Origin of the sequence: Citrobacter sp. BIDMC107 (assembly GCF_001037575.1) — a bacterium.
GTDB lineage: Bacteria > Pseudomonadota > Gammaproteobacteria > Enterobacterales > Enterobacteriaceae > Citrobacter > Citrobacter freundii.
The window spans coordinates 310,328-329,870 of the sequence record NZ_KQ089848.1 but is presented as its reverse complement, the minus strand read 5'-3'; the positions used below and the strand labels follow the sequence as shown (position 1 = coordinate 329,870).

21 protein-coding genes are annotated in these 19,543 nt (G+C 50.3%); 11 read left to right on the top strand and 10 right to left on the bottom strand.

Features of this window, described 5'->3' with window-relative positions; genetic code table 11:
* Positions 1-73 precede the first annotated feature (73 nt).
* The gene (gene ves, locus SK39_RS01570; protein WP_003030626.1) at positions 74-649 is read left to right on the top strand and encodes an environmental stress-induced protein Ves; all 576 of its coding nucleotides are present in this window, start codon (positions 74-76) and stop codon (positions 647-649) included.
* Here ves and cho read toward each other — a convergent pair.
* Entirely contained in the window at positions 609-1,496 is an 888-nt protein-coding gene (gene cho, locus SK39_RS01565; RefSeq protein WP_003030624.1) for an excinuclease Cho, read from the bottom strand. The genes ves and cho overlap by 41 nt on opposite strands.
* Before the next feature lie 131 nt (positions 1,497-1,627).
* Positions 1,628-2,458, bottom strand: coding sequence for an ammonia-dependent NAD(+) synthetase (gene nadE, locus SK39_RS01560; protein ID WP_016150123.1), 831 nt, complete (start codon positions 2,456-2,458; stop codon positions 1,628-1,630).
* Between the two features lie 200 nt (positions 2,459-2,658).
* On the opposite strand from nadE, the gene osmE reads away from it, so the two are divergent.
* From osmE to chbG, 7 genes are all read left to right on the top strand, one after another.
* Positions 2,659-3,000: an osmotically-inducible lipoprotein OsmE gene (osmE, locus tag SK39_RS01555; RefSeq protein ID WP_003030621.1), complete on the top strand. Its 342-nt coding sequence runs from the start codon at positions 2,659-2,661 to the stop codon at positions 2,998-3,000.
* Between the two features lie 298 nt (positions 3,001-3,298).
* Positions 3,299-3,619 carry a PTS N,N'-diacetylchitobiose transporter subunit IIB gene (gene chbB / locus SK39_RS01550; RefSeq protein ID WP_003840900.1) on the top strand — a complete coding sequence of 107 codons (321 nt, stop codon included), beginning with the start codon at positions 3,299-3,301 and terminating at the stop codon, positions 3,617-3,619.
* Between the two features lie 87 nt (positions 3,620-3,706).
* Positions 3,707-5,065, top strand: a complete 1,359-nt coding sequence (chbC, locus tag SK39_RS01545) for a PTS N,N'-diacetylchitobiose transporter subunit IIC (RefSeq protein ID WP_003030619.1) — start codon at positions 3,707-3,709, stop codon at positions 5,063-5,065.
* Positions 5,066-5,119: 54 nt separating this feature from the next.
* Positions 5,120-5,467 (top strand): PTS N,N'-diacetylchitobiose transporter subunit IIA, encoded by a 348-nt coding sequence (gene chbA, locus SK39_RS01540; protein ID WP_003030618.1) that lies wholly within the window; start codon positions 5,120-5,122, stop codon positions 5,465-5,467.
* A gap of 10 nt (positions 5,468-5,477) precedes the next feature.
* Positions 5,478-6,320: a transcriptional regulator ChbR gene (chbR, locus tag SK39_RS01535; protein ID WP_085951594.1), complete on the top strand. Its 843-nt coding sequence runs from the start codon at positions 5,478-5,480 to the stop codon at positions 6,318-6,320.
* Between the two features lie 124 nt (positions 6,321-6,444).
* Positions 6,445-7,800 (top strand): 6-phospho-beta-glucosidase, encoded by a 1,356-nt coding sequence (locus SK39_RS01530; RefSeq protein ID WP_003030616.1) that lies wholly within the window; start codon positions 6,445-6,447, stop codon positions 7,798-7,800.
* A 12-nt stretch (positions 7,801-7,812) separates the two neighbouring features.
* Positions 7,813-8,571 carry a chitin disaccharide deacetylase gene (chbG, locus tag SK39_RS01525; RefSeq protein WP_044700002.1) on the top strand — a complete coding sequence of 253 codons (759 nt, stop codon included), beginning with the start codon at positions 7,813-7,815 and terminating at the stop codon, positions 8,569-8,571.
* Positions 8,572-8,607: 36 nt separating this feature from the next.
* Here the strand turns inward: chbG and katE are convergent, their stop codons facing one another.
* Positions 8,608-10,866, bottom strand: a complete 2,259-nt coding sequence (gene katE / locus SK39_RS01520) for a catalase HPII (protein WP_048216531.1) — start codon at positions 10,864-10,866, stop codon at positions 8,608-8,610.
* 192 nt (positions 10,867-11,058) lie between these two features.
* Between katE and cedA the strand changes: the two genes are divergently transcribed.
* Positions 11,059-11,322, top strand: a complete 264-nt coding sequence (gene cedA, locus SK39_RS01515; RefSeq protein ID WP_071524328.1) for a cell division activator CedA — start codon at positions 11,059-11,061, stop codon at positions 11,320-11,322.
* A 63-nt stretch (positions 11,323-11,385) separates the two neighbouring features.
* On the opposite strand, the gene tcyP is transcribed toward cedA, so the two are convergent.
* From tcyP to hxpB, 4 genes are all read right to left on the bottom strand, one after another.
* Complete coding sequence (tcyP, locus tag SK39_RS01510; protein ID WP_003843455.1) at positions 11,386-12,777, bottom strand: cystine/sulfocysteine:cation symporter; 1,392 nt, start codon at positions 12,775-12,777, stop codon at positions 11,386-11,388.
* Between the two features lie 135 nt (positions 12,778-12,912).
* The gene (locus SK39_RS01505) at positions 12,913-13,512 is read right to left on the bottom strand and encodes a metal-dependent hydrolase (RefSeq protein ID WP_085951595.1); all 600 of its coding nucleotides are present in this window, start codon (positions 13,510-13,512) and stop codon (positions 12,913-12,915) included.
* Between the two features lie 83 nt (positions 13,513-13,595).
* Positions 13,596-14,357 carry a 2-dehydro-3-deoxy-D-gluconate 5-dehydrogenase KduD gene (gene kduD / locus SK39_RS01500; protein ID WP_003840907.1) on the bottom strand — a complete coding sequence of 254 codons (762 nt, stop codon included), beginning with the start codon at positions 14,355-14,357 and terminating at the stop codon, positions 13,596-13,598.
* 147 nt (positions 14,358-14,504) lie between these two features.
* Positions 14,505-15,173: a hexitol phosphatase HxpB gene (hxpB, locus tag SK39_RS01495; RefSeq protein ID WP_032936086.1), complete on the bottom strand. Its 669-nt coding sequence runs from the start codon at positions 15,171-15,173 to the stop codon at positions 14,505-14,507.
* A gap of 167 nt (positions 15,174-15,340) precedes the next feature.
* Here hxpB and SK39_RS01490 point away from each other — a divergent pair, with 167 nt between their 5' ends.
* The gene (locus SK39_RS01490) at positions 15,341-15,877 is read left to right on the top strand and encodes a YniB family protein (RefSeq protein WP_003030600.1); all 537 of its coding nucleotides are present in this window, start codon (positions 15,341-15,343) and stop codon (positions 15,875-15,877) included.
* Positions 15,878-15,941: 64 nt separating this feature from the next.
* Here SK39_RS01490 and SK39_RS01485 read toward each other — a convergent pair whose 3' ends face one another.
* Entirely contained in the window at positions 15,942-16,802 is an 861-nt protein-coding gene (locus tag SK39_RS01485; protein WP_003840909.1) for a fructosamine kinase family protein, read from the bottom strand.
* Between the two features lie 270 nt (positions 16,803-17,072).
* Entirely contained in the window at positions 17,073-18,002 is a 930-nt protein-coding gene (pfkB, locus tag SK39_RS01480; RefSeq protein ID WP_048216530.1) for a 6-phosphofructokinase II, read from the bottom strand.
* Positions 18,003-18,289: 287 nt separating this feature from the next.
* Here pfkB and SK39_RS01475 point away from each other — a divergent pair, with 287 nt between their 5' ends.
* Positions 18,290-19,048 carry a DUF481 domain-containing protein gene (locus SK39_RS01475; protein WP_003840911.1) on the top strand — a complete coding sequence of 253 codons (759 nt, stop codon included), beginning with the start codon at positions 18,290-18,292 and terminating at the stop codon, positions 19,046-19,048.
* 164 nt (positions 19,049-19,212) lie between these two features.
* Here SK39_RS01475 and yniD read toward each other — a convergent pair whose 3' ends face one another.
* Positions 19,213-19,320 (bottom strand): small membrane protein YniD, encoded by a 108-nt coding sequence (gene yniD, locus SK39_RS27030; protein ID WP_003030590.1) that lies wholly within the window; start codon positions 19,318-19,320, stop codon positions 19,213-19,215.
* Between the last annotated feature and the right edge of the window lie 223 nt (positions 19,321-19,543).

Genomic DNA, 19,543 nt, shown 5'->3' with positions numbered 1-19,543 from the left:
GTGAACATACCAATGATGATTTATGGCTGCCTGTTTACGGCGGGTTGCCGTGCTGCGTCTTTCTGGAGGGATGATGGAATACTTTGATATCCGCAAAATGCCGGTCAATCTGTGGCGAAATGGTGCGGGAGAAACCCGTGAGATTTGCTGTTTTCCGCCAGCAACACGAGATTTTCACTGGCGGGCGAGTATCGCCTCCATTGCAGCCAACGGAGAGTTTTCTCTCTTTCCCGGCGTAGAACGCGTGATTACTCTACTGGAAGGTGGAGAAGTGACCCTGGAAGAGTCAAACACCTTCACACATACTCTGAAACAGCATCAGCCTTTTACCTTTGCCGGTGACAAGGTGGTAAAAGCGAAGCTGACAGAAGGGCAGATGTCGATGGATTTCAATATCATGACCCGACGGGATGTCTGCCAGGCGAAAGTCAGAGTTGCCGACCGTACGTTTACGACTTTTGGTTCGCGCGGCGGCGTGGTATTTGTTATCAGCGGTGCCTGGCAACTGGGCGATAAGCTACTGACTGCCGATCAGGGTGCAAGCTGGCACGACGGTAAACACACCTTACGACTGCTGGAGCGCGAGGGAAAACTGCTGTTCAGCGAGATTAACTGGATGCCGGGCCATTCTCCGGACGCAGTTCAATAATGTCATATTGACCAGACAGAACAGGCCGACAGAGAATTTTGTAGCCATCATGGTCAAAGCCGGCCGGCATACGCGCCAGGGTAGCCGCTTCATCCAGCGTTGAAACGGCTCCCAACCACAGCCAGTTGTTGATGATATGGTACTGTGTCATTTCAGCGCGGGTTTCCTGCAGCGCAATGGCATTGCTCCATGGCCAGCAAATCACTCTCACTCTTTCCAGCGCCTCTAACAGACGCAAATGATGGGCTTCATGACTCTCTTTCCCGCAGCACGCTCCGGCGCATCGCTTAAGCGCGGAGCGAAAACAGGCGCGCCCGCGACTCAGGGGTTCCAGCCCCAACAGGCCGTAGCACAGCTGCTGTTCATCCGCGAGGCTTTGCAACGCTTGTAGCGCTGCGCGACGATTGGCAAACAGGCCAAACAGATTGGGGGCATGGGAGAAATCAATATCTCGTGCGTAGACAACCTGAACAGTTCGGTCGGTAAGCTGCAAGGCGCAAAGCTGACGATTGCGCCGCAGTCGTTTATTAAACAACGGCTGTTGTTCTTTGATCAATCGCGCTTCCAGCAGCAGGGCACCAATTTCTCCCGCGGTACAAATCCAGCTAATGCGTTTGGCCTGACGCAGCATTGCTGCTTCGTTTGCGGTACGCAGATGTGCCATCACGCGGCTGCGAATATTGACGCTTTTACCAATATAGAGCGGCATAGTGTCGCTTTCACTGTGAAACAGATAGACGCCTGGCACGGCGGGAAGCGCACTCAAAAATGGACGCAGGTGCTCAGGATATTCATAGATTGCCGCTGCCTCAAATGTCAGGCGCGGGGCTGATTGACGCCGTACCACTTCTCACTCCGGATGCTGGTTATTCATCCAGTGTAGCAGTTTGGAACCGATTAAAAAAGCGGCATCAGATCAGGAAAAGGGACCGGACAGCGGTGATCTCAGTGCTATCCGGCAATATGTGACTAAAAGAATTACGCTTTTTTCCAGAAGTCATCAAACACCGTAATCGGTGTGCGACGTTTGTGCTCGGTCTTCAGATACCAGCCTTCAATTTTTTTCACGACGTCGGCAGCCAGCGTTTTTCCTTCCAGATAATCGTCGATGTTGTCATAGGTGACGCCTAATGCGGCTTCATCCGGCAGAGAAGGACGATCGTCTTCGAGATCGGCGGTTGGTGCTTTCTTATATAAATGTTCCGGGCAACCCAGCGCGGCAAGCAGTTGCTTACCCTGACGCTTGTTCAAACGGAAAATAGGGTTAATGTCAGTACCGCCATCGCCGTATTTGGTGAAAAATCCGGTGATGGCTTCTGCTGCATGATCGGTTCCCACGACAACGCCGCTGGTCATGCCGGCGATACTGTACTGAGCCTTCATACGTTCACGGGCTTTTTCATTGCCACGGACAAAATCGCTCAGTTCAATACCCGCTTCACGCAGGGCCTGTTCACTGGCCAGTACCGCACCCTTAATATTGACGGTGAGTACGCGGTCCGGTTGGATAAAGGCGATGGCATCCTGACAGTCCTGTTCATCAGCCTGAACGCCATATGGCAGACGTACGGCAATAAACTGCAGCGCGTCATTCCCCGTTTCTTCGCGAAGCTCGGAAATAGCCATCTGGCATAGTTTTCCCACGAGCGTTGAGTCCTGCCCGCCGCTAATCCCTAATACCAGTGATTTCAGAAAGGGGTAGGTCTGCAGATAAGATTTAAGGAAATCCACGCTGCGGCGAATTTCTTCTTCTGCATTGATGTGCGGTTTTGCGCCAAGCGCCTGGATTATCTCTTGCTGCAGAGTCATTTAACCCCCTATGGAAAATGAAATGATCAAAAAAATGATGTGTTAAAATTATCGCGTTGAGGCCCAAACGACAAGGGATGCGAGCATCATTTTGTTTTAATAGAATTTTCCGAAACTGCCTAAGTATCATCTGATTGCTTGAAAAATGCGTTGTTGTGCTCCAGGCTTATATAACACGCTGAAATACAAGAGGACGGAATATGAACAAGAACCTAACAGGAATTCTGAGTGCAGCGGCTGTTTTGACTATGCTGGCAGGGTGTACGGCTTACGATCGTACCAAAGACCAATTTGTTCAGCCCGTGGTGAAAGATGTGAAGAAAGGGATGAGCCGGGCGCAGGTGGCGCAGATTGCCGGTAAACCTTCTTCTGAAGTCAGCATGATTCATGCGCGAGGGACATGCCAGACCTACATCCTGGGTCAACGAGATGGTAAAGCTGAAACCTATTTTGTTGCTTTAGATGACACCGGACATGTGATTAACTCCGGTTACCAGACCTGCGCAGAGTACGACACCGACCCGCAGGCGGCGAAGAAGTAACAACTGCTTATTGCCTGAGCATTCAGACGAACCGGCCATCGTGCCGGTTTTTTTGTGCCGAACGATCTTATTTATTGCCGCGAATTATTTGCCCGAAATGTGAGGGGGGTCATAACGACAGGTCAAGGAGAGACAATTTAGTTGGTCAAGGAAATACCATCCACTGGTGCAATCCCGTATACTCATTTCAGCCACCTAAAAAAGTAATTTAGCTGACGCAAGTTACCCAGAGCATGGATGCAGGTTATGGCTTGCGGAGTGTCTGGTTGACAGATAATCGCATATGAGGATCGTTTTAATGGAAAAGAAACACATTTATCTGTTTTGTTCTGCGGGCATGTCGACTTCATTGTTGGTTTCGAAGATGCGTGCTCAGGCCGAAAAATACGAAGTGCCGGTTATTATTGAAGCGTTTCCTGAAACGCTGGCCGGAGAAAAAGGTCCAACGGCCGATGTCGTGTTATTAGGTCCACAAATTGCTTATATGTTGCCCGAAATTCAGCGTTTGTTACCCAACAAGCCTGTGGAAGTGATTGACTCGCTGCTGTATGGCAAAGTCGATGGTTTAGGCGTGCTTAAGGCTGCTGTTGCAGCAATTAAAAAAGCCGCAGCAAATTAATTATTTTATTTTAATTTTTCCCGTCAAAGAGTTATTTCATTAACATTCACCGCAATTTTTAATTGCGGTATTTAAGGGTATTTTTCTATGAGTAACGCTATTGCTTCACTTGAAAAGGTACTCCTTCCTTTTGCTGTAAAAATTGGAAAGCAGCCACACGTTAATGCAATCAAGAACGGTTTTATTCGTTTAATGCCGTTAACCCTCGCAGGGGCCATGTTTGTATTAATCAATAACGTTTTCCTGAGCTTTGGGGAGGGGTCGTTTTTTTATTCAATGGGCATTCGACTTGATGCTTCAACTATTGAAACGCTGAATAGCTTGAAAGGCATTGGTGGAAACGTCTATAACGGTACGCTGGGTATCATGTCATTGATGGCACCGTTCTTTATCGGCATGGCGCTGGCAGAAGAACGTAAAGTCGACTCACTGGCTGCCGGGCTGTTATCTGTCGCCGCGTTTATGACCGTAACGCCTTATAGCGTGGGTGAAGCCTATGCCGTTGGTGCGAACTGGCTCGGCGGTGCCAATATTATTTCCGGTATCATTATCGGCCTCGCGGTCGCGGAAATGTTCACCTTTGTGGTTCGTCGCAATTGGGTCATTAAATTACCTGATAGCGTACCGACATCTGTATCGCGCTCTTTCTCTGCGCTGATTCCTGGCTTCCTTATCCTCTCCATTATGGGGATCATCGCCTGGGCATTGAACACCTGGGGTACGAACTTCCACCAGATCATTATGGATTCCATTTCAACTCCGCTGGCGTCGTTGGGCAGCGTGGTGGGCTGGGCCTACGTGATTTTTGTTCCGCTGCTGTGGTTCTTTGGTATTCACGGTTCACTGGCGCTGACTGCGCTGGACAGCGGTATCATGACGCCATGGGCGCTGGAAAACATCTCTATCTACCAACAGTTTGGTTCCGTAGATGCCGCGCTGGAAGCCGGTAAGACGTTCCACGTCTGGGCGAAACCGATGCTCGACTCCTATATTTTCCTTGGAGGTAGCGGGGCAACGCTGGGTCTGATTATCGCTATCTTCCTGGCATCGCGTCGTCCTGACTATCGTCAGGTTGCTAAACTGGCACTGCCATCAGGTCTGTTCCAGATTAACGAACCCATCCTGTTCGGTCTGCCGATCATCATGAACCCGGTGATGTTTATCCCGTTCATCCTGGTTCAGCCGATTCTGGCGGCGATTACGCTGGCAGCTTATTACTCAGGCATTATTCCACCGATTACCAACATTGCACCGTGGACCATGCCAACCGGTTTGGGCGCGTTCTTTAACACCAACGGTAGTGTCGCTGCTCTGCTGGTCGCGCTGTTCAACCTCGGTATCGCAACGCTGGTTTACCTGCCGTTCGTGGTGGTAGCCAACAAAGCGCAGAACGTTATTGACCAAGAAGAAAGCGAAGAAGATATCGCTAACGCATTGAAATTCTAAATTTAATCCGGCATGGCTTCACGGTCATGCCGGACTGAACCAGAGGAAAAAAGTATGTTGGATATCGAGAATATCGTCGACACGCAGTCCGAAGCAGAAGAACTTGAAGAAGTGGTGATGGGCCTCATCATCAACTCCGGTCAGGCGCGTAGCCTGGCGTACGGTGCACTTAAAATGGCTAAGCAAGGCGATTTCGAGTCGGCCAAGGCGATGATGGACCAGTCTCGTCTGGCGCTGAACGAAGCGCACCTCGTGCAAACGAAACTGATTGAAGGCGATCAGGGCGAAGGTAAAATGAAAGTTAGCCTGGTGCTGGTCCACGCGCAGGACCACCTGATGACATCAATGCTGGCGCGTGAGCTGGTGACTGAACTGATTGAACTTCACGAAAAGCTGAAATAGCGAGGAGTGCATAATGCAGCTACAGATTAACGCACCGGAAATCAAAACTGTTTATGAACAGCAACTGTTTAATGGCAAAAATTTCCATGTGTTCATCTATAACAAAACTGAGAGCATCAGCGGGCTGCATCAGCATGACTACTATGAATTTACCCTGGTTTTAACCGGGCGCTATTATCAGGAAATCAACGGTAAACGCGTACTACTCGAACGTGGAGACTTTGTCTTTATCCCGTTGGGATCGCACCACCAAAGTTTTTATGATTTTGGTGCGACAAGGATCCTTAACGTCGGCATCAGTAAACGTTTTTTTGAACAGCACTATCACCCGCTACTGCCATTTTGTTTCGTTGCATCGCAGGTCTATCGGGCGAATAACTCGTTTCTTACCTATATTGAAACGGTTATTGCATCACTTAACTTTCGCGAGAGCGGACTGGATGAATTTGTAGAAGTGGTCACCTTCTATATTATTAATCGGTTACGTCATCACCGCGAAGAGCAGGTGTTGGATGATATTCCGCAGTGGCTTAAAACCACCGTTGAGACCATGCATGACAAACGGCAGTTTAGCGAGAATGCGCTGGAAAATATGGTACAACTGTCCGCGAAATCCCAGGAGTACCTGACCCGCGCAACCCAGCGTTATTACAGCAAAACGCCGATGCAGATTATTAATGAAATCCGCATTAACTTTGCTAAAAAACAGCTGGAAATGACGAACTATTCTGTAACGGATATTGCTTACGAGTCTGGCTACAGTAGTCCAAGCCTGTTTATTAAAACGTTTAAAAAGCTGACGTCGTTTACACCGAATAGCTACCGTAAGAAATTAACTGAATTTAATCAGTAGATATTATTTGCCAATAACCCATTTTTTATAGCTTGCCCAAAATAGCGTCGGGACAGCCACGCTATACCTGACATACGGGTTGAGCATAATACACGTCAGTGTTTTGACACTGAAGGGAGAAAGTATGAGCCAGAAATTAAAAGTCGTCACTATCGGTGGCGGGAGCAGCTACACCCCTGAATTACTTGAAGGCTTTATTAAGCGCTATCATGAATTACCGGTTTCTGAGTTGTGGCTGGTTGATGTCGACGGTGGAAAAGAGAAACTGGACATTATTTTTGACCTATGCCAGCGCATGATCGATAAAGCCGGCGTGCCGATGAAGTTGTTTAAAACGCTGGATCGCCGTGAAGCACTGAAAGATGCTGATTTCGTTACCACCCAGCTGCGTGTAGGGCAACTGCAAGCCCGTGAAAAGGATGAACGCATTCCGCTGAGCCACGGGTATCTGGGGCAGGAAACCAACGGCGCTGGCGGGCTGTTCAAAGGCCTGCGTACCATTCCGGTTATCTTTGATATTGTTAAAGATGTGGAAGAATTGTGCCCGAATGCGTGGGTGATCAACTTCACTAACCCAGCCGGGATGGTGACTGAGGCGGTTTATCGCCATACGAATTTCAAGAAATTCATCGGCGTATGTAATATTCCGATCGGCATGAAAATGTTCATCAGCGACGTGCTGGCGCTGAAAGAGAGTGATGACTTATCTATCGACCTGTTTGGTCTGAATCATATGGTCTTCATTAAGGATGTTCTGGTCAACGGTGTGTCACGCTTTGATGAACTGCTGGACGGCGTTGCTTCGGGTCAGTTGAAAGCCTCTGGCGTGAAGAACATCTTCGACCTGCCGTTCAGCGAAGGGTTGATTCGTTCGCTGAAGCTGCTGCCGTGCTCGTATCTGCTGTACTACTTCAAGCCAAAAGAGATGCTGGCGATCGAAATGGGCGAGTACTATAAGGGTGGCGCACGTGCTCAGGTAGTACAAAAAGTAGAAAAACAACTGTTTGATCTCTATAAAAATCCTGAGCTAAACGTTAAACCGAAAGAGCTGGAGCAGCGCGGCGGGGCCTATTACTCCGATGCGGCCTGTGAAGTGATCAATGCCATCTACAACGACAAACAGACTGAGCACTATGTCAACATTCCACATCATGGGCATGTTGATAATATTCCTGCGGACTGGGCGGTTGAGATGACCTGTACGCTGGGGCGTAACGGTGCTACGCCGCATCCGCGAATTACCCATTTTGATGAGAAAGTGCTCGGCCTTATCTATACCATTAAAGGTTTTGAAGTGGCGGCGAGCAACGCAGCGTTGAGCGGTGAGTTGAATGATGTGCTGCTGGCGCTGAACCTGAGCCCGCTGGTGCATTCTGACAGCGATGCCGAAATTCTGGCGCGTGAGCTGATTCTGGCGCATGAAAAATGGCTGCCAAACTTCGCCGGGTGCATTGAGAAACTCAAAAGCGAACAACACTAACCGAGGTCGGCTATGGAACGCGTACTGATTGTAAATGCGGATGATTTTGGCCTGAGTAAAGGACAAAACTACGGCATTGTTGAAGCTTGTCGCAATGGTGTTGTCACCTCGACCACGGCGCTGGTTAACGGTGCGGCAATTGACCATGCGGTACAGCTGAGTCGCGACATACCTGAACTTGCCGTCGGAATGCACTTTGTTCTGACGCTGGGCAGGCCGTTGACGGCAATGCCAGGCCTTACTCGTGACGGTGTACTGGGGAAATGGATCTGGCAGATGGCGGAGGAAGACACTCTGCCGCTGGATGAAATTTCTCAGGAACTGGCCGCACAGTATCAGCGTTTTATTGACCTGTTCGGGCGGGAGCCGACGCATCTGGATAGCCATCACCATGTGCATATGTTCCCGCAAATTTTCCCTATCGTAGCAGGGTTTGCTGCCCAGAAGGGGATTGCGTTGCGTATCGATCGTCAGGCGGTATTCCAGGCGTCTGACTTACCGGAAACCTTACGGACTTCCCAGGGATTCAGCAGCGAGTTTTACGGTGAGGCGATTTCTGAAGCTCTGTTTTTGCAGATGCTTGATGCGTCAGCCGATCGCGGAGAATCCTCGCTGGAAGTGATGTGTCATCCGGCTTTTATCGATGACATTATTCGTCAAAGTGCCTACTGTTACCCCCGCTTAACTGAGCTCGACGTGCTGACGTCTTCGTCACTGAAATATGCTATTGCGGAGCGCGGTTATCGTCTTGGCAGTTTTCTAAACGTGTAATTCCTGAGTTTGCGGCGCTTGATGCGCCGCATTTTTTTAGGCCGGAATCGTGTCTATTTTTCCGGCGCGTGACCAGACGCGGTGCGCGGTCATCAGCGTCAGCAGGGTATCCATGAACTGTGTGTCTGCACTGTCCGCTTCCACCACGCCTTCTTCTCCTTCCTTTTTGATATTCAACGTTGCTTTAAACCGACGAGCATCGCCAGCCAGGGCGATAGGTTTTAAGTGTTTATACGCTTCGAGTAAGTAATATCGGGCATCTCCGTTCATTGCGATATCCGCAATATTCCCACATGGAACAATGACTGCATCGACCGTCAGGGATGGCGAACCCGCAAAGGTACCGGCGATTGTCAGAACGGAGCCATCGTCGGCAACCACATTCCCCATTCGGGAATAGAGCAGTTTGGCATGAACACCTTCGGCCTGTAGGGCTTGCATGATGGCGAGCAGATCGGCCGATTTCACCTGGTCATTAAGTAAAATGGCGACCACACGGCCCTTAATCTCACCTTGCGCACCTGCATATAAACTGAGTGACGGCGCATTTTTCAAACCGTTGACGTTGGCCGGCGGTATAATTTTGGTTTGTTCCTCAGTGAGTTCAAAACCGAGATTCCCGGCAACCGCCGTGGCGAGGGCAGTATCAATATGAGCTAACTGTTCGACCACTCTTTCTCTGATATAGGGGCGCGTAACTTTGCTAAGTTCGAAACTGAATCCGCCTATAATATGCTGCTGTTCAATTGGCGTCTGACTTAGCCAGAACAGACGAGGCTGCGCATAGTATTCGCCGAAAGAGGGGCTGCGTTCGCGGATTTTGTTTCCTTCAATCCGTTCCTGGTACGACTCAAATCCACCGCGTTTTGGCCCCGGAGGTGTTTCACGCGGCCAGTTATCATTGATGGAATTCGGTTCATAGTTGGCCGGGTTAGTATCGATGTCCATGCGATGCATGCCGTCACGCTGGAAATTATGATACGGACAGGTTGGGCGATTAATTGGGATTTCATGGAAGTTGGGCCCGCCCAGACGACTGATCTGGGTATCGGTATAGGAGAACAAGCGGCCCTGCAACAAGGGATCGTTAGTAAAATCGATGCCCGGGACGATGTGTCCGGGATGAAAAGCTACTTGCTCATTTTCGGCGAAAAAATTGTCCGGATTGCGGTTTAGCACCATTTTACCGACGAGTTGTACCGGAACCAGTTCTTCAGGTATCAATTTCGTTGGATCGAGCAGGTCAAAATCGAACTTGAATTCGTCCTCTTCAGGAATGAGCTGTAGCCCCAGTTCATATTCCGGATAATCGCCCGCTTCAATCGCCTCCCACAGATCGCGGCGATGAAAGTCGGGATCCCGACCGGTAAGTTTTTGCGCTTCATCCCATACCAGCGAAGCTTTGCCTGCCAGCGGTTTCCAGTGGAAACGGGCAAAGGTGGCTTTCCCTTGCGCATTAATCAACCGAAATGTGTGAATACCAAAGCCTTCCATCGTGCGATAGCTGCGCGGAATACCCCGATCGGACATTGCCCATATGACGTTGTGCAACGTTTCAGGCTGTAATGAGACATAATCCCAGAAGGTGTCATGGGCGCTTTGGCCCTGCGGGATGGCCCAATGCGGCTCCGGTTTAACTGCATGGACGAAATCTGGGAATTTATGGGCATCCTGAATAAAGAAGATGGGAGTATTGTTTCCCACCAGGTCGAAAATGCCCTCTTCAGTGTAAAACTTGGTCGCAAATCCCCGTATATCTCTGACCGTATCCGCAGAGCCTGCGCCGCCCTGAACCGTAGAGAATCGGACAAAAACCGGGGTGATTTTATTTTCATCACTCAGAAAGTCCGCTTTCGTCGTCGCGCTGAGACTGGCATAGGGCTGAAAGTAACCGTGAGCGGCAGAACCTCGGGCATGTACGATCCTCTCCGGGATGCGTTCATGATCAAAATGGGTGATTTTTTCCCGCAGGATGAAGTCTTCCAGCAGAGTTGGCCCACGGTTTCCGGCGCGCAGAGAGTTTTGATCGTCCGCAATGCGCACGCCCTGATTGGTGGTCAGGGCAAAATCCTCGCTTCCTTTGCGAAAACTGTCCAGCGCGTTGAGTTTGTCACTTGTGACGTCAGGCGCTTTTAAGCTGCCGGATGTGGTGGGTTGCATGCCTGGTGGTGTGGGTTCAGGTGCTGGCTGATGTGAACCGTCTGCTGGCGCCAGTGAGTCAAGTCCTGGCTGGGATTCGCTGGCATCATGAACCGGCGCTGAGTGATGGAGTGGGTGCTTATCGTTCTGTGACATTAAACTCGTCTCCTGTTTTCATCGCTGAAAGGGTCGTTGTTGCTGTCAAAAACTTTAACTATAGACCACTCATTCAGCGGCGCAGGTACAGGTCGATGACGTAAAGCGCGATGAACCAGGCAAACAGCGCACGCAAGGCAGGACGTCAGGAGGCAAAATCGGCTAAGATAGCAGTTTTCTGATTTTTAGAATTTGTCTTTAGTGAAGCAACTGATTATGAAACCTCTTCGCCAACAAAATCGTCCGGTTATCAGCTATGTTCCTCGCGTGGAGCCCGCTCCACCAGAGCATGCGATTAAAATGGATGCGTTTCGTGACGTATGGATACTGCGCGGAAAATATGTCGCTTTTGTCTTAATGGGGGAGTCGTTTCAACGTTCGCCTGCATTTACGGTCCCGGAATCAGCGCAGCGCTGGGCTAATCAGGTTCGTCAGGAAAATGAACTGAGCGATTAATGGATATAAAAAAACCGCCGGATCATGATACTCCGGCGGTTTTTTGTTTTTTAGCTGACAGACTTAGCGATGCGCCAGTTCGGCGTTATCGTCGCTGTCCAGAATTGTTTTATCGGTCTGCTTCAGCCATTGACTGGTCAGCGTACCGGCAGTCATGGAACCGCTTACGTTCAACGCAGTACGCCCCATATCGATCAGCGGTTCAACGGAGATCAACAGCGCAACCAGCGTGACCGGCAGACCCATAGCAGGCAGAACGATCAGCGCGGCAAACGTTGCACCGCCACCGACACCCGCAACCCCTGCGGAACTCACGGTCACGATACCAACCAGCGTGGCAATCCACATTGGGTCCAGCGGGTTGATTCCAACGGTCGGCGCGACCATTACTGCCAGCATTGCCGGGTACAGACCCGCACAACCATTCTGGCCAATCGTGGCGCCAAAAGAGGCGGCGAAAGAGGCGATGGATTCAGGCACGCCCAGACGACGGGTTTGCGCTTCAACGTTCAGCGGAATTGAGGCTGCGCTGGAACGGCTGGTGAAGGCGAAAGTCAGCACCGGCCACACCTTACGGAAGTATTTCAGCGGGCTAACGCCGTTAATACCCAAGAGGATCCCGTGAACCACGAACATAATGCCCAGACCGAGATAAGAGGCCACGACGAAGCTACCCAGCTTAATGATGTCCTGAAGGTTGGAACCGGCAACCACTTTGGTCATCAGCGCCAGAACACCGTACGGCGTCAACTGCATCACCAGACGAACCAGCTTCATCACCCAGCTTTGCAGGGTATCGATAGCCACCAGAACGCGCTCGCCTTTTGGTGCATCATCTTTTAGCAGTTTCAGTGCGGCTACACCCAGGAATGCTGCGAAGATAACTACGCTGATAATCGACGTCGGGTTGGCGCCAGTCAGATCGGCAAACGGGTTTTTCGGAATAAACGACAGCACCAGTTGCGGAACGCTGAGGTCAGCCACTTTGCCAACATAGTTGGTTTCAATCGCGTTCAGACGGGCCGTCTCGGCACCACCTTGCACCAGACCTTCGGCGGTCAGGCCGAACAGGTTGGTCACCAGAACCCCAACCAGTGCGGCAATCAGCGTGGTAAACAGTAGCGTTCCGATGGTCAGGAAGCTGATTTTACCTAACTGAGAGGCATTGTGCAGACGCGCAACGGCGCTGAGAATAGATGCAAATACCAGCGGCATAACAATCATCTGCAGCAACTGGACATAACCGTTGCCGACAATGTTGAACCACTGTACGGAATCTTTAAGAACCTGGCTGTCGGAACCATAAATGGTGTGCAGGGCAAGGCCGAACACGACACCCATGACCAGACCGACCAGTACTTTTTTGGCCAGACTCCACTGTTTGTGCCGGGCTTGCGCCAGCACGAACAGCAGCACTATGAACACGATAATGTTCGCGATTAAAGGAAAGTTCATCCCCGTTCTCCTGATCTTATTATGCGTATCACCGTTTAAAGGTGATTCTGTTGGCGCAAGATTAGCAGAACTGTGACATGCCTCTTATATTCAAATGGAATTGTTTATACCGAAAATGACTTTTTGGCTGATTTATTAGTCAATCTGATGCGTTATGAAACGATTGAACTGCATTTGTAGCGTATTAATCATCTGCGAAGACCAGCGTACAGCGCTGTTCTCTTGTACGGTCTGCGGCATCCAGATTGCCCATGCGAACAGTGCCATGCACAGAAACCGCTCCAGTTGGTTGCCTTTTTGCGGCACGAGAATGGGCAGACGAAAACGCCAGCGGCAGGGCCAAAGCAGGGGAACGCCCGCTGGGGTCAGCATATCGGCCAGAATATGGCTGAGATAACCGAGAACCATACCTTGTAAGGCATCAGCCGGTATTATCCAGGTGTCCGGGACTTTCAGGTAAAACGTGGTCAGCAGGGCAAAGACTGCAAGCAGGCTATGCGTAAACCCGCGATGACCAAATGCCCGGGCAATGGGTTTTGATATCCACTTCAGACGCTGCCCCAGCAGGGATTTGGGATGATCAATATCCGGCAGCAGGCACGTTAAAATGGCGGAAGGAACAATATGCCACCAGTCACCCTGCGCAAGAATGGGCGTTAGCTCGGCATTCTTGGCAAATACCGCACAGGCAATAGAAAAAAGAAGGTGGCCTTCCGCCGTCATGATAAAACCCAATAAACTGTCGATTCATACAGTATAGGGGTTTTATACAGTAGGCGGAAGAGGTGACGTTGTAACCCTTTGTCACAAGTGCGCCATTACCGCGCCAGCCAACCGCCATCCACGGCTAGCGTATAGCCATGAATATAGTCAGAGGCGGAACTTGCGAGGAATACGACCGGGCCTTTCAGATCATTTGGCGTGCCCCAGCGCCCTGCGGGAATACGATCGATAATCTCCTGATTGCGCTCGCTGTCTGCGCGCAGCTGCTGGGTATTATTGGTCGCCATATAGCCGGGTGCGATAGCATTGACATTAATTCCTTTGGCCGCCCATTCATTGGCGAGCAGGCGAGTGATGCCCAGTACGCCGCTTTTTGATGCTGTATAGGAAGGGACGCGGATTCCGCCCTGAAAAGAGAGCATCGAGGCAATGTTAATAATTTTTCCGCCATTGCCCTGAGCCAGAAACTGGCGCGCCACGGCCTGTGACAGAAAGAAAACAGATTTGAGATTCAGATTCATCACGTCATCCCAATCCTTTTCACTGAAGTCCAGCGCATCCTGACGGCGTATGGTTCCCGCATTGTTGACCAGAATATCGATCCGGCCAAACGCTGACACCGATTGTGTCACGATGCTGGTGAGAGCATCTTGTTGGCTGAGGTCGGCCTGAATAGCCATAAAACGTCGACCGAGGGCGTTAATTTTCTCTGCGGTTTCATGTGGTATTTTACGATTCACGCCGACTACATCGCAGCCCGCTTCAGCCAGCGCCACTGCCATACCCTGCCCAAGGCCGGTGTCACATCCAGTGACGATGGCTACTTTACCTTCGAGACGAAAAGCTTCCTGAATCATGTTTACCTCAACTATTTATGTCATTAACGCTTGCTCTATAGGGCAAGGATAGGAGAGGTTAAACAGAAACACAATTAAAAATGAAACGATGTTTTAAAAATAAAAAATCTGAGAGAGCGGGCAATACGATCATTGCCCGTTATAGGATTAGCCGCGCAGATGAACGGCAGTAAGTTCGGTGAGCGAGGTTAGTTTGACGTCGGCAAGAACGAAGCGGGGATCTTCCTGATTCTCATGCGCTGGTACGACGATGGAACGCATACGGGCGGCTTTCGAAGCAATCATGCCGTTTACCGAATCTTCCAGTGCTACGCAGTTTAACGGGTCAATGCCCAGTTTTGTGGCGCAATCGAGATAAACCTGCGGGTGCGGTTTGCTGTAGGGCAGTTTTTCTGCAGAAGCCAACGCGTCGAAGCTGCTGCGCAGATCAAACATGGTCAGCACTTTTTCCAGCATATGCAGCGGCGAGGCGGATGCCAGTCCTACTTTGATTCCCTGAGATTTGCACAACGCCACGGCTTCACGCACACCCGGCAGCAGTGGTTTTGTTTCTTCCACTAACGCAATGGCCCGGGTGATGATGCGCTCGGTGACCTCCTGACGTGAGGGACCGTTCCACGGTTGCTGCGCAAACCACAAATCGACCACCATATCGATGCGTAAGCCAAGGGTGTCGGGAAGTTCATGGCGGCGGGAGATATCAACGCCTAAACTTGCTATCACATCCAGTTCAGCCTGATCCCAAAGCGGTTCAGAATCGACCAGTAATCCATCCATATCGAAAATTGCAGCAAGAATTTGACGCGGGGTTGACATTACAACCTCTCCTTTACGGTGATAAAAGGGATTAAGAGCCAGTCAAAACAGGCTCTGAGCGTTCATTATGACTAATTCAGCAGTATACCGCCTTTAAAGATCAGGCGAAAACGGTTATCAACGGGTAAACTTAGGCCAAAATGACACGTCTTTATCAAGGGGAACTCATGACGTATCAACAAGCTGGACGCATTGCCGTCTTGAAAAGGCTGGCGGGATGGGTAATTTTCATTCCCGCGCTGATTTCAACACTGGTTTCTGTACTGAAGTTTATGTATGCGCACAGCGAAAAGCAGGAGGGAATTAACGCGGTCATGCTCGATTTTGCTCACGTGATGATCGATATGATGCGGGTTAATACACCTTTTCTTAACGTGTTCTGGTATAACTCGCCAACGCCCGATTTTCAAAGTGGACTGAATCTCGTTTTTTGGCTGATATTCATCCTGATTTTTATCGGTCTGGCGTTGCAAGATTCAGGCGCCAGAATGAGCCGCCAGGCACGTTTCTTACGCGAAGGCGTTGAGGATCAGCTGATTCTGGAACAGGCAAAAGGCAGTGAAGGATTATCCCGCGAGCAACTTGAGTCGCGAATTGTGGTACCGCACCATACGATCTTCTTACAAATTTTCCCGCTTTATATTTTGCCGGTGATCGTTATCGTGATCGGCTACTTCTTCTTCTCATTGCTGGGCTTTTTGTAAGTGCCGCTCTATCGGGCCTGCCACGTTGCGAAACGGCAGGCCTGATAAGCAACGCGGTACGTAGTTAAGCAGCGAGTAATCTATCCAGCGCTTTCTGCGCCACAACCAGATGCTGTCCTCCGAACAGAATTGCTCGATTCAGCAGCGTATAGAGCTGGTAGATTGGCTGCCTGTCAAGAAAGTCCAGCGGTAGTGGTGAGACAGACTGGTAACCGTCATAAATTTGCGGCGGCTGATCGATATGTAACGGCAGCATTGCCAGGTCGCACTCTCTGTCCCCCCAGTAGCAGGCAGGGTCAAAGATGTACGGACCGTTAGGACCGAGGGCGCAGTTCCCGGACCACAAATCACCGTGCAGGAGAGACGGCTGCGGCTGATGAGAAGAGAGACGTTGCTGGACATGTTCGACGATGGCATCAATATTGCCAAACGCAATGCCTTTTTCAGCGGCGAGTTCCAGTTGCCAGCCTATACGCTGCTCGGCGAAAAAGGTTGACCAGCGACGTTGCCAGGTATTGGGCTGCGGCGTGGTAGAGAGCGCGTTATCAAAGTCGAGACCAAACTGAGGCTGGTCGCTCCATTCGTGCAAATGCGCAAGCTGTTGACCGAGGATAAACGCGTTATGCGCATCAAGCGGACGGGGAGGGAGGAAATCCATCACCAGAAAGCTGTAATCTCTGTCTGCGCCTACTGCCCAGACTTTCGGTACCGATACAGTTTGACTGCGGGAAAGTAGCTCCAGCTGATCGGCTTCTGCCGTAAAGCCGGTTAACAGCTCTCTTTCATCGCATTTGACGAAAAAATCTCGCCCCGCATAGCGTAAATGCCATGCGGCGTGAATCTCTCCGCCGGGCAGTTCATTACGCAGTTCGATTTCGCCTTCACCTAATTGCTCGCTTAAAAGACGACTGATAGCCTGCCACATGATGTCTCTCCCCATGTTGTCTGCCAGATCATAAGGTTAGCGCAAGAATGCGGTTAAAAAACACGAACTGACGCACACCACGGACGCGTCATCGCTGGAAAGGCACTTAATGTTTGTCGCTCTTTTTCACCCCGTACCGTTGTGGAGACGTCTGACTACACATGATTCACTTCTTTGTAATCACGTGATTTTTTATCATAGTCGCATAACACCCATGCTGACAGTTTTACGCGAGAATCCCCCTTTCTCTTCAAAAGAGGGACGGTGTCATTACTGAGTGAGATACGAATAAATTTTTTGCGTGTCGTCCAAAGAGCACAGGCGCGTACCCTGATTTAGCGTTGCAGCGCTACCTGCGGCGACGCCGTAACGAACAATATCCTCAAAAGGTGCATTCTCAGCCAGTTTAAGCGTCATGGCCCCGACCATACTGTCGCCCGCGCCTACGGTGCTTTGACTTTTCACCGGTGGCGGAACCACCTGAACGCAGGTATCTCGATCTACGCCCAGCGCCCCTTGCGGCCCAAGCGAGACCACAACGCGGTGCGCTTTTCCACTATGTACGATTTCCTGTGCGGCCTTGCGCACATCATCGGGCTGTGTCAGTTCTCGATTTACCAGCGCACTCAGTTCTTTGAGGTTAGGTTTGACCAGTTCGATATTGCCGATGGCTAACGCCGCCGTCAGTGCTTCACCTGAACTGTCGACAATACAGCGGATCCCCTGTTTTTGTGCGGTGGTAATCAGTCGGGTCAACTTCTCAAGCTGTACGCCGGGCGGCAAACTACCGCTGATGACCAGCAATGCACCAGCTTCAATTTCCAGCACCTGATCCTGAAGTTGGTAGAACTCGTCATCGGTCAGCGCAGCGCCAGGCATGACAAAACGATACTGTTCGCCGCTGGACTCAACGTGGACATGAAGATTTTGTCGGGTCCAATCTTTGGCTTCGACGGTGGATACGGGAACATTTTCGTCGGCGAGCAATGCAACAAGATGCTCTCCGGTTGCACCCCCCGCGGGGAAAATCGCCGTTGCGGTTCCGCCAAGATGGGCAATTGCGCGAGCAACGTTGATGCCGCCACCGCCGGGTTCAAAAACTGGCGAGGTACAACGAAGCTTACCTTCCGGGTAAATTTGCGGGGTGATTGTTGCGCTATCGAGAGAGGGCGCAAGTGTTAACGTATAGATACGTACCATCTTTACCTCCTGTTAGGCTGTCCTCAGTCTGGCACTTAACCTCCCGAAAGTGAAGTAATTAACAACATGATTTTTCATATCTTTATTTAAAATTATCGTCATAAAGTTATATAAATAAAATAAAGGTTTAGGAACGCTCTTATTCAAAAAATGAAATAAGAATTTATTGCTATGTTATTCGAGTCTTTTTATAATTTGTTACCTTTCAAGGGTCTTTTGTCATTGATCCATATGAAAGTTTCCGAGACCGTAATGGTCTCTTTTTTTGTTGTACGGACTCTTAATAAATGAAGCTTTTGAAGACAGTGCCCGCAGCATTGCTGCTGACGGGAGGCCTGCTTGCGTCAATGCATGCTGCCGCCGATGATTCCGTTTTTACTGTCATGGATGACCCTTCCAGCGCGAAAAAACCCTTTGAAGGTAACCTGAACGCGGGATATCTCGCCCAGTCAGGCAACACAAAAAGTTCTTCTTTAACCGCAGATACCACCATGACCTGGTACGGCCAAACGACCGCATGGTCTCTGTGGGGAAATGCCAGTAATACCTCCTCAAATGATGAGCGTTCATCGGAGAAATATGCCGTAGGTGGCCGTAGTCGTTACAACATGACCGACTATGACTATCTCTTTGGACAGGCAAGCTGGTTGACCGACCGCTACAACGGCTACCGCGAGCGTGACGTGCTGACCGCGGGTTATGGTCGTCAGTTCCTCAACGGGCCTGTGCACAGCTTCCGTTTCGAATTCGGTCCTGGCGTGCGCTATGACGAGCACACGGATGGCACCACCGAAACACAGCCGCTGGGCTATGCGTCCGGGGCCTATGCATGGCAGATGACGGACAATACCAAGTTTACTCAGGGTGTGTCGGTATTCGGCGCTGACGATACCACACTCAACTCTGAAACTGCCCTGAACGTTGCTATCAACGAACACTTTGGGTTAAAGGTGGCTTACAACGTGACCTGGAACTCTGAACCACCGGCAACAGCGCCGGAGCATACCGATCGCCGCACGACAGTTTCCCTCGGCTATCGGATGTAGTGACAAGCCGGGTCAAATAAATGACCTGGCTTTTCTAAATTAAAGTTAAGTTTATTTAACATTTAATTTGCGTTTTATTTTTCTACTTGGCCATAACGCGTTATTTTCAGACGAATTCGATTAATCGATAAATAAACGAAATCGGAACAGCGGGTGAGCGTCATTTAGCCCCAGATCATCGCAGCCCAGCGCAGCATCAACATGGCCGCACAAATAACGAGCAGAATCACAACCATCTTCCAGTGTTTCTTCGCAAAGCGATTTGTGGGCATTGTTTTTTTCCTGCTCAGGTTAGATGACTTTGTGCAAGTGTAACAAAGATGGTTGGGTGTCAGTGAATTGATTTACATCATAGAGCGCGCGTTGATTGCTGCTTTGATCGACCCGTAATGCCGTGTACACTGTCAAACGGTGTTATCAAAAAGCGGGTGTAGGTCCAGTGTGGTCTTTAAGGCGACCAGTGACATATTTCGCAGAGTGAAGCGGGAATCAGCC